This window comes from Achromobacter sp. ES-001 (assembly GCF_019448355.1).
Taxonomy (GTDB): Bacteria; Pseudomonadota; Gammaproteobacteria; order Burkholderiales; family Burkholderiaceae_B; genus Achromobacter; species Achromobacter spanius_B.
In genome coordinates, this window is the sequence record NZ_CP079940.1 from 1,357,680 (window position 1) to 1,368,739 (window position 11,060).

Here is an 11,060-nt window from a genome sequence, read left to right on the forward strand (position 1 = left end):
ATTCTTGGATAAATAAAGAGAAGATCATGAAGGCGAAATCTGGAGCCTGGGCCGTAGGGGCCCTTGTGCTGGCGGGGGCGTTGGCAGGTGGGTGGGCGTGGAAGGCGGGCCGCGCGCCGCAGCAGGGCGGGTGGGCGATGGCGCCGGCCAAGGTTGCGGTGGCGCCCGCCGTGCAGGCGGACTTTCCGATGGCGCTGACCGGCATCGGCTCGTTAGAGGCCACGCGCCAGGTGCAGGTGCCCGCCGAAGTGGATGGCCGGGTCACGCAGATTCTTTTCACGGCAGGCCAAACGGTGAAGGCCGGCCAACTGCTGGTGCAGATGAACGACGCGCCGGAACGCGGCGAGCTGGCGCGGCTGGAGGCGCAGGCCCGCAATGCGCGCGCCTTGTTGGAACGCACGCGCCGGCTACTGCCGCAACAGGCGGCCACGCGTGAACAGCTGGATCAGGCGCAGGCGGATTACGACCAGGCCGCCGCCGATATCCGGCGCGTACAGGCGCTGATCGAGCAAAAGCGCGTCAAGGCGCCGTTCGACGGCATGTTGGGCGTGCGCCGCGTGCATCTGGGCCAGTTCGCCCGCGCCGGCGATCCGCTGGTGTCGCTGACCGACGCTTCCACGCTGTACGCAAATATCACCCTGCCCGAACAGGCGCTGGGCGCCGTGCGCGCCGGCCAGACGGTGGCGGTGACGGTGGATGCGTATGCCGACCGGCAATTTCCCGGTCAGGTCACTACCGTGGAACCGCAGGTGGACGCCGGATCGCGCACCGTGCGCGTGCAGGCGACCTTGTTCAATGCCGATGGCGCGCTGGCCGCCGGCATGTTCGCGCACGGCCGCATCCGTTTGCCCGACCGGCCCGATGTGATCACGGTGCCGGAAACGGCCATCAGCTATAGCGCGTACGGCGATTCCGTCTACGTGCTGACGCCGCCCGAGCCGGGCGCGGCCGCCGCGCCCGACACGCCCGCCACGGTGCGGCAAGCCTACGTCAAGACGGCCGAGCGCGTGCATGGCCGGGTCGTTGTCACTGAAGGCCTGAACGCGGGCGATCAGGTGGTGACGTCGGGCCAACTGCGCCTGCACAACGGCGCGGCCGTTGACGTGACCGGCACAGACACCGTCGCGTTGGGCGCACCGGCGGAGGCATCATGACATTTACCGATCTTTTCGTGCGCCGGCCCGTGCTGGCGCTGGTGGTCAGCACGCTGATCCTGTTGCTGGGCATCAAGGCGTTAAGCGGCCTGCCGGTGCGGCAGTACCCGCTGACCGAAAGCACCACCATCACCATCACCACCCAATACCCGGGCGCCTCGCCCGACCTGATGCAAGGTTTCGTCACGCAGCCCATCGCGCAATCAGTCGCTACGGTGGAAGGCATCGACTACCTGTCGTCCTCGTCCACCCAGGGCCGCAGCGTGATCACGGTGCGGATGAAGTTGAACGCCGATTCCAACAAAGCCATGACCGAAGTGATGGCCAAGGTCAACGAGGTGAAGTACCGGCTGCCGCAGGACGTGTACGACCCCGTGCTGGTCAAGTCGGCGGGCGAGGCGACCGCCGTCGCCTATGTGGGGTTTGCCAGTTCGACGCTGTCGCTGGCGGCATTGACCGATTATTTGTCGCGCGTGGTGCAGCCGCAGCTGTCCTCGATTGACGGCGTGGCCAGTGTGGAACTGTATGGCGGCCAAAAGCTGGCCATGCGCGTCTGGCTGGACCCGGACCGCATGGCCGCGCGCGGTATCTCGGCGGGCGAACTGGCGCAGGCGCTGCGCGATAACAACGTGCAGGCCGCGCCGGGCCAGGCCAAGGGCCTGTACGTGGTGTCCAACATCCAGGTCAATACCGACCTGGTCAATGTGGCGCAATTTCGCGACCTGGTCGTCAAGCGTGACGGCGACGCCATCGTGCGGCTGGGCGACGTGGCCACCGTGGAATTGGGCGCGGCATCCACCGATTCCAGCGGCTTGATGGACGGCGAACCCGCCGTGTACTTCGGTTTGAACGCCACGCCTGTGGGTAACCCGCTGGTCATCGTCAAGCGCTTGCAGGAACTGTTGCCCAACATCAAGCAGAACCTGCCGCCGGGCACCAGCGTGCAAGTGCCGTTCGAGCTGGCCCGCTTTATCAGCGCGTCGATCGATGGCGTGATGCAGACGTTGCTGGAAGCCATCGCCATTGTCGTGGTGGTGATCTTTCTTTGCCTGGGTTCGTTGCGCGCGGTGCTGATTCCCGTGGTCACCATCCCGCTTTCCATGCTGGGCGGGGCGGCCATCATGGCGCTGTTCGGCTTCAGCGTGAACCTGCTGACCTTGCTGGCGATGGTGCTGGCCATTGGGCTGGTGGTGGACGACGCCATCGTGGTTGTGGAAAACGTGCATCGACACATCGAAGAAGGAAAATCGCCCGTGCGCGCGGCGTTGATCGGCGCGCGAGAAGTTGCCGGGCCGGTGATCGCCATGACCATCACGCTGGCTGCCGTGTATGCGCCCATCGGGCTGATGGGCGGGCTGACGGGGTCGCTGTTCAAGGAGTTTGCCTTTACGCTGGCCGGCGCGGTGGTGGTGTCCGGCGTCATTGCGCTGACCTTGTCGCCCGTCATGAGTTCGTTCCTGCTGAACCGCGACGTGTCGGAAGGCAAGATGGCGCGCAACGCCGAGCTGATGTTCGGCCGGCTGGGCAAGGCCTATGGGCGCGTGCTGGACGTGTCGTTGCGGCATCGTTGGGTGACGGGGCTGATCGCCGTGGCGGTGCTCGTCAGCCTGCCGTTCCTGTACAACGCCGCGCAGCGCGAGCTGGCGCCGGTCGAAGACCAATCCACCGTGCTGACCGCCATCAAGTCGCCGCAGCACGCCAATATCGACTACGTAGAAAAGTTCGGCAAGAAGTGGGACGACGTGATGAAGACGGTGCCCGAGCAAAAAGGGCGCTGGCTGATCAACGGGTCGGACGGCGTGTCCAACAGCATCGGCGGTGTGGACTTCGTGGACTGGCAAGACCGCAAGCGCAACGCCGATGCCATCCCGGCCGACATGCAATCGCTGGCCAATCAGGTAGAAGGCAGCAACATCTTTGCGTTCCAGTTGCCGTCGTTGCCCGGGTCCACGGGCGGCCTGCCCGTGCAGATGGTGCTGATGAGCGCGGCCGATTACCGCGTCGTCTACGAGGCCATGGAAAGCTTGAAGCAGGCCGCGCGGGCCAGCGGGCTGTTCATGGTGGTGGACAGCGACCTGGACTACAACAACCCGGTGGTGCAACTGACGGTGGACCGCGCCAAGGCCAACAGCCTGGGCGTCACCATGAAAGACATCGGCGATACGCTGGCGGTGCTGGTAGGCGAAAACTATGTCAACCGCTTCGGCATGGACGGGCGCTCGTATGACGTCATTCCGCAAAGCCGTCGCGATCTGCGTATGTCGCCACAGGCCTTGGCGCAGTTCCACGTCAAAAGCGCCAGCGGCGCGCAGGTGCCCCTGTCGAACCTGGTGTCGGTTTCCATGGGCGTGGAGCCCAATTCGCTGACGCAGTTCAACCAGTTGAACGCCGCCACGTTCCAGGCCATTCCGATGCCCGGCGTCACCATGGGCGACGCGGTGACATTCCTGTCGGAGCAGGCAAAAAACCTGCCCGCCGGCTTCAGCTATGACTGGCAATCGGATGCGCGCCAGTTCAGCCAGGAAGGGTCGGCACTGATGATTACGTTTCTGTTCGCCATCATCGTCATCTATCTGGTGCTGGCCGCGCAGTACGAAAGCCTGCGCGACCCATTCATCATCCTGGTCAGCGTGCCGATGTCGATCTGCGGCGCGCTGATTCCGCTGGCGCTGGGCATGGCCACCGTGAACATCTATACGCAGATCGGGCTGGTGACGCTGATCGGCCTGATCAGCAAGCACGGCATCCTGATGGTGGAATTCGCCAACGAAATGCAGGTCAGCCACGGGCTCGACCGGCGCGCGGCAATGGAGCAGGCCGCCCGCATCCGCTTGCGTCCCATCCTGATGACGACGGCGGCGATGGTGATGGGGCTGATCCCGTTGCTGTTCGCCACGGGGGCGGGCGCGCACAGCCGTTACAGCCTGGGCCTGGTCATCGTGGTGGGATTGCTGGTGGGCACGTTGTTCACGTTGTTCGTGCTGCCCACCGTCTACACCGTGCTCGCGCGTGACCACCGCGCCGCCAGCGACACGCCGCGCGCGCGGGAACTGGCCGTGGCGCAAGCCGAAGACGGCCGCGCTGCCATCTCGCATTAAGGAGCCAACCATGATTGAAGTTTCCGCATCCGCACCGCTGCGCCGCCCGGCCCTCGGTGCCGGCCCCCAACGCGCGATTCTCCCCGCCTTCGTCTTTGGACTCGAACGTCCGCGCCGCCCGAGCGCCGTGCCGCGATCAACGCTGCTGGCGCTGGCACTGGCACTGGCGCTGGCGTTGGCCGGCTGCGCCGTGGGCCCCGACTACCAACGCCCGCAGGACGCGCCGGTGGTGCTGGCCAGCCCCGAGCAGGCGCTGTTTTCCTCCGACGCGCTGCAACGCGACTGGTGGAAGCAACTGCAAGACCCCCAGCTGGACCAGCTGGTGGACCTGGCCTTGAACCGTAATCACGACATCCGGATCGCCCAGTCTCGCCTGGCGGAGTCGCGCGCCGTGCTGGACGAAAAAGAACTGGATCGCTTGCCCGCCGTGACGCTGGACGGGCGCTATGAACGCAGCCTGTCGCAGGCCAACGCGGGCACGGCCGGGCAGCGCAACCTGGCCCAAAGTTATCGGGCCGGTTTTGACGCCACCTGGGAACTGGACCTGTGGGGGCGGCTACGCCAAGCGGCCGACGGCGCGGCGGCGCGCAGCCAGGCGCAGGCGGCGGATCTGGCCCAGACGCGCATCGTGGTGGCGGCCGAGGTTGCCCGCAATTACTTCGAACTGCGCGGCGCCGAGCAGCGCCTGGCCGTGGCGCGCGCCAACCTGGAAAGCCAGCGCGACAGCCTGCGTGTGACCCAGGCGCTGGTGCAGGCCGGGCGGGGCGACGAGGGCGATCTGGCCAGCGCGCGGGCCGAACTGGAAACCGTGCAGGCCAGCGTACCCGTGCAAGTCACGGCCAAGCGGCTGGCGCAGTATCGGCTGGCGGTATTGGCCGGGCTGCGCCCGGTTGAACTGGCTGAACTGGATGCCGGCAAGCCGCTGACCCCGTTGGCGACACGCCTGCCGATCGGGGACGTGGCGGCGCTGCTGTCGCGTCGGCCGGACGTTGCCGCTGCCGAGCGCAATATGGCCGCCGCCAATGCAGACATAGGAGTAGCCACGGCGGAGCTTTATCCCCGCATCGACCTGGGCGGGTTCCTGGGTTTTGTGGCGTTGCGTGGTGCCGATTTCGGCGCGGCGTCCAGCCGGGCGTTCAGCGTGGCATCGGGCGTGAACTGGCCGGCCTTGCACCTGCCGACGGCGCTGGCCAGACAGCGCGCGGCCGTCGCCCGTGCCGACGGGGTGGTGGCGCGCTACCAGCAAACGGTGCTTCAAGCGGTGCAAGAACTGGAGTCGGCGCTGACCGAGTTTGGCCAGACCCAACAGCGCATGGGCAATCTGGCGCAGGCGGCGGCGCACAGCCGGCGCGCGGCGGAACTGGCGCAGCTGCGCTATCGCGAGGGGAGTGCGCCGTATTTGACGGTGCTGGACGCGCAGCGTACGCTTTTGCGCGCCCAGGACGCCGTGGCGGTTGCCGAAACGGATTCCTATACCCGTCTGGTGGCGCTGTACAAGGCGCTGGGAGGCGGCTGGGAGGCGGAGGCGGCGATGTGAGGCGATGACCTGAGGCGCTGACCTGAGGCGCTGAATTTGGCGCCGGAGGTGGGAGCCGGAGGTTGCTCCCGAGGCCGGCGCTGAAGGCCGGCGCTGATGCAACCCGCTGATGGGCCGCCAAGTTCATGGCACCATAGGAACCTTACGCCCGGAGTATCGTTATCGCCATGTCCGACAGCCTGTCCCACCCCGTCACGTGGATGCCGCATCAGCCGGCGGACCGCGTGTTGATGACCTTGAAGACGCGCGGCCCGCAGTCGGTTGCGGTCATCGCCAAGGCCATGGATGTGACCGCCGAAGCGGTGCGTCAGCAAATGACGAGGCTGCATGCAGACGGGCTGGTCGACTCCGAGAGCCACAGCGCCGGGCGCGGCCGGCCTACCCAGATCTGGTTCCTGACCGATGCCGGCCATGGCCGCTTTCCCGACACGCACGCCGAAATGACGGTGCAGATGATCGGGGCCGTGCGCCAGGTGTTCGGCGAGGACGGCGTGGACAAGCTGATCCAGGCGCGCGAGGCCTCCATGTTGGAAGGCTACCAATGCGCGATGGCGGGCGCGCACGACCTGCCATCCCGCCTGGACCGCCTGGTGCAGGTGCGCTCGTCCGAAGGCTATATGGCCGAATTGCGCAAGGACGGCGCCGACTTCCTGTTTATCGAAAACCACTGTCCGATCTGTTCAGCCGCCAAGGCCTGTATGGGCTTTTGCCGCAGCGAGCTCGATCTGTTTCGGAAAGTGCTGGGCACGGACGTGCAGGTGGATCGCGAAGAACATATCCTGAGCGGCGCGCGCCGCTGCGCCTACCGCGTGCGCCAGCAAGGGCCCGCCCTACAATCCGCGCATGACTCTCAAGCAACTTGAAGCGTTCTACTGGGCCGCTACCTGCGCCAGCTTTGCCGTGGCCGCTGAACGGCTGCACCTGTCGGTGTCGTCCCTATCCAAACGCATCACCGAACTTGAGGACGCGCTGGGCCGGCCGTTGTTTGACCGCAGCGGCCATAAGGCCGCGCTGACCGACGCCGGCCAGCGCCTTGTGCCGCAGGCGCGGGAATTGCTGGCCGCCGCCGACCAGGTGCGGGCGTCCATGGCGGAAACCCCCGGGCTGCGCGGCCGCTGCCGCTTCGGCGTGGGCGAATTGACCGCCCTGACCTGGCTGCCACGCCTGATCGGCGTGGTGCGGGCCGCCTATCCCGACCTGGTGCTGGAGCCGTATGTGGACATCGGGCAGGTGCTGGAGCAGCGCGTGGCCGATGGCGAGCTGGATTTTGCCGTCATCGCCGGCCGGTCTTCGCGAGCGAATATCGCCTCGACTCCGATCGGCCAGGCCCGCTTTGCCTGGGCGGCGGCGCCCGCCGCCTTGGGCTCGGACACCCGCATGACGCCCGCGCTGCTGGCCCGCCTGCCGCTGGTGACGTTGCCGGCCGGCGCGGGCACGACCCGCATCATCGATGACTGGCTGGCCGGGCGCGATGCCGCGGGCGAACGGCTCTGCTGCAACAACTGGGGGGCCATTGTCGGCCTGCTGATCGAAGGCACCGGGATAGGGCTGATACCCGAACACTGGGCCCAGGCCCTGCAAGCGGAAGGCAGCTTGCGCGTGCTGCAAGGCGACCCCGAACCGGCCGCCTTGCCGTATTCGTTCCAGTACCGGCGCGACGACGCGCGCCCGCTGGTTGCCCGGCTGCGCGAGTCCGTGACGGCGGCGGTGGACTTTTCCGCCCCTTGCCGCCTGCCTTGATTGCCCAGTCACCCGGCGTCCGCGAGGCGGCCGGTCATGGGCCGTGTTTAGCAGCCAGACAGCCGCCGCTCTATACAATCGCCGCGCGCCTGGCGCAGAATTCCACAGATGCAACGACGGAGAACACTCATGCGTAAACTTTGCCTCGCCATGGCCATGGCGGGAATGCTGGCCAGCGGTCTGGCGCAAGCCCAGTCCACCCTGCGTATCGGTCTGCAAGACGACCCGGACGTGCTGGACCCGGTGCGTGCGCGCACCTTCGTGGGCCGCATCGTCTTTGCCTCGCTGTGCGACAAGCTGGTCGACATCACCCCCGACCTGAAGATCGTGCCCCAGTTGGCGCAGTCCTGGACGATCGGCCCGGACAACAAAACGCTGACGTTCAAGCTGCGCACCGATGCCGTGTTCCATGACGGCACGCCGGTCAATGCCGCGGCGGTCAAGGCCAACCTGGACCGCGCCCGCACGCTGCCGGACAGCAACCGCAAGAGCGAACTGGCCACCGTCGCCAGCGTGGACGCGCCCGATGCCAACACCGTGGTGCTGACCCTGTCCGAGCCCGACGCCTCGCTGCTGTCGCAACTGTCGGACCGCGCGGGCATGATGATGTCGCCGGCCAGTTTCGACAAGGATCCTGGCAGCAAGCCGGTGTGTTCCGGCCCGTATCAGTTCAAGGAGCGCGTGCAGAACGACCGCATCGTGCTGGAGAAATTTCCCAAGTACTGGGACGCCGCCAACTTCCATTTCGACCGTCTGGTCTACACGCCGATCCCCGACAACACCGTGCGCCTGAACAATCTGCGCGCCGGTGACCTGGACATCATCGAACGCGTGGCGCCCAGCGACGCCAAGGCGGTCAAGGACGACGGCAACCTGCGCCTTGCTCCGGTGACGGGCCTGGGCTTCCAGTCGATCTCGGTCAACCTGGGCAATGGCGCGCGCGCCAACAACCCGCTGGCCAAGGACAAGCGCGTGCGTCAGGCGCTGGACCTGGCCATTGACCGCGACGTGCTGAACCAGGTGATCGGTGAAGGCATGTTCCAACCCGCCTACCAGCCGTTCCCGCCCGCCAGCTTTGCCTACAACACCGCTTTCGAACACAAGGGCCGCGACCCGAAGAAGGCGCAGGCGTTGTTGAAGGAAGCCGGCTATGACCGCGTGAAGTTCGAAATCACCTTCGGCAACAATACGACCATGCAGCAAGTGTTCGAACTGGTGCAGGCCATGGGTGCCGAAGCCGGTTTCGACATCACGTTGCGTCCGGTGGAATTCGCGTCGTTGCAATCGTCGCTGGCGCGCGGCGACTTTGAAGTGGGCCAAAGCGGTTGGTCGGGCCGGGTCGATCCCAGCGGCAATATCCATCAATACGTCAGCTGCAAGGGCAACCTGAACGACGGCAAGTTCTGCGACGCAGGCGTGGACAAGCTGCTGAACGATGCGCGCGGCGAGGCCGACACGGCCAAGCGCCGCGCGCTGTACGACCAGGTGCTGACCAGCATGCAGGACCAGCGCCCCATCGTTTACCTGTTCTATCTGCCGTGGACCTTCGGCGTGCAAAAGAAGGTTGAAGGCTTTGTGCCTTACCCCGATGGCCTGATCCGCCTGAAGGGCGTGACCGTCGCCAAGAAGTAAGCCGGGCGGCCAACGACGGGATCCGGAATCGGATCCCGTTTTTCTTACTTGCGGGCGGCGTGCGCCGCCGCTACAGGAAGCATCATGTTTACGACTCGCCCGGAAATCCTTGGCACCTTTGGTGTCGTGACCTCTACCCATTGGCTGGCCAGCGCGACCGGCATGTCGCTGCTGGAACGTGGCGGCAACGCGTTTGACGCCTGCGCGGCGTCGGCCTTCGTGCTGCAAGTGGTTGAGCCGCATCTGGTCGGCCCCGCCGGCGAAGTGCCGGCCATTTTCTATTCGGCGCGCACGGGCAAGCTGGAAGTGCTGTGCGGGCAGGGCACGACGCCGGCGGCGGCCACGCTTGAGCGATACCGCGCCGAAGGGCTGAAGCTGATTCCGGGCAACGGCCTGTTGGCCACCGTGATCCCCGGCGCGTTCGACGCCTGGATGCTGCTGCTGCGCGACCACGGCACGATGCGCGTGCGCGATGTGCTGGAACCGGCCATCTATTACGCCGAGCACGGCCATGCGCTGATGCCGCGCATCTCCAACACCATCGCGGGCCTGAAGGATTTCTTTGAAACCCATTGGCCCACTACCGCGGCGGTCTACGTGCCCGGCGGCAAGGTGCCCGAAGCGCGCAAGCTGTTTCGCAATCCGGCCTTGGCGCGCACGTGGACACGCGTGCTGAAAGAGGCGGAGAGCGTGGGCGCTGACCGCGAACGCCAGATCGAGGCGGCGCGGGACGCCTTCTACCGGGGCTTCATCGCCGAGGAAATCGACCGATTCGCGCGCAATACCGACGTCATGGACGAAAGCGGCGCGACGCACCGAGGCGTCATCACGGCCGAGGATCTGGCCGGCTGGTCGGCCAGCTACGACACGCCGCTGACCTACGACTACCACGGCTACACGGTCGCCAAGGCCGGCGCCTGGAGCCAGGGCCCGGTATTCCTGCAAACGCTGGCGTTGTTGAAGAACATGGACCTGGCGGGCGTGGGGCCGAACAGCGTTGAATTCATCCACCGCGTTACCGAGGCGATGAAGCTGGCTTTCGCCGACCGCGAAGCCTATTACGGCGACCCGGCTTTCATCGACGTGCCGCTGGCGCACCTGCTGTCGGACGCCTACAACGACGAGCGCCGCGCATTGATCGGCGAGACGGCCTCGCACGATCTCTTGCCCGGCCAGGTGCCTGGCTTCGAGGCGCAGGTGGCGCGCGTGATGGACACGCTGGAACGCCTGTCCCCGGTGTCCGCGCCTGGCAGCGCCACCAACGAGCCCACGCTGGCCGATATGCGCGCATCGGCCAAGCGCGGCGACACGACGCATGTGGATGTGATCGATCGCTGGGGCAACATGATTTCGGCCACGCCGTCGGGCGGCTGGTTCCAGTCGTCGCCGGTGATACCCGAACTGGGCTTTGGCCTGAACACGCGCGCGCAGATGTTCTGGCTGGAAGAGGGCTTGCCGGGCACGCTGGCGCCGGGCAAGCGCCCGCGCACGACGCTGACGCCGTCTTTGGCGCTGCGCGATGGCAAGCCGTACCTGGCCTTCGGCACGCCGGGCGGGGATCAGCAGGAACAATGGCAGTTGCTGTTCTTCCTGCGTCACGTGCATCACGGGCTGAATCTGCAGGAAGCCATCGACCTGCCGATGTCGCACACCATGCACTTCCCGACATCGTTTTATCCGCGTGATCGCAAGCCGGGCCATCTGGCGCTGGAGGCAAGCTTTGGCGCCGACGTGATCGACGGCCTGCGTCAACGCGGTCATCAAATCGAGGAATTGCCGGAGTGGTCGGTTGGCCGCTTGACGGCGGCCTCGCGCGATGAAGACGGGCTGCTACATGCAGCCGCAACGCCGCGCCTGATGCAGGCGTACGCCGTCGGCCGTTGATCCTGGGGGACGGGC

At 66.4% G+C, this 11,060-nt stretch carries 7 protein-coding genes; all 7 read left to right on the forward strand.

The features are described from left to right. Positions 1-26: 26 nt before the first annotated feature. The 7 genes from KYT87_RS06060 (at position 27) to KYT87_RS06090 (ending at position 11,045) form a co-directional block, all read left to right on the forward strand. Positions 27-1,154 (forward strand): efflux RND transporter periplasmic adaptor subunit, encoded by a 1,128-nt coding sequence (locus KYT87_RS06060; RefSeq protein ID WP_219991847.1) that lies wholly within the window; start codon positions 27-29, stop codon positions 1,152-1,154. Beyond that, positions 1,151-4,252, forward strand: a complete 3,102-nt coding sequence (locus KYT87_RS06065; protein ID WP_219991848.1) for a MexW/MexI family multidrug efflux RND transporter permease subunit — start codon at positions 1,151-1,153, stop codon at positions 4,250-4,252. The genes KYT87_RS06060 and KYT87_RS06065 overlap by 4 nt, the downstream gene beginning before the upstream one ends. A gap of 10 nt (positions 4,253-4,262) precedes the next feature. Continuing rightward, positions 4,263-5,789: an efflux transporter outer membrane subunit gene (locus KYT87_RS06070; protein ID WP_255593956.1), complete on the forward strand. Its 1,527-nt coding sequence runs from the start codon at positions 4,263-4,265 to the stop codon at positions 5,787-5,789. Positions 5,790-5,956: 167 nt separating this feature from the next. After that, complete coding sequence (locus tag KYT87_RS06075) at positions 5,957-6,652, forward strand: metalloregulator ArsR/SmtB family transcription factor (protein WP_120154213.1); 696 nt, start codon at positions 5,957-5,959, stop codon at positions 6,650-6,652. Beyond that, positions 6,633-7,529: a LysR family transcriptional regulator gene (locus KYT87_RS06080; protein ID WP_219991849.1), complete on the forward strand. Its 897-nt coding sequence runs from the start codon at positions 6,633-6,635 to the stop codon at positions 7,527-7,529. Before KYT87_RS06075 ends, KYT87_RS06080 begins: the two co-directional genes overlap by 20 nt. Before the next feature lie 129 nt (positions 7,530-7,658). Further along, on the forward strand, positions 7,659-9,161 hold the full coding sequence (locus KYT87_RS06085) for an ABC transporter substrate-binding protein (RefSeq protein WP_046802531.1): 1,503 nt from the start codon (positions 7,659-7,661) through the stop codon (positions 9,159-9,161). A gap of 84 nt (positions 9,162-9,245) precedes the next feature. Beyond that, on the forward strand, positions 9,246-11,045 hold the full coding sequence (locus KYT87_RS06090) for a gamma-glutamyltransferase family protein (protein ID WP_219991850.1): 1,800 nt from the start codon (positions 9,246-9,248) through the stop codon (positions 11,043-11,045). The last annotated feature ends 15 nt before the right edge of the window (positions 11,046-11,060 follow it).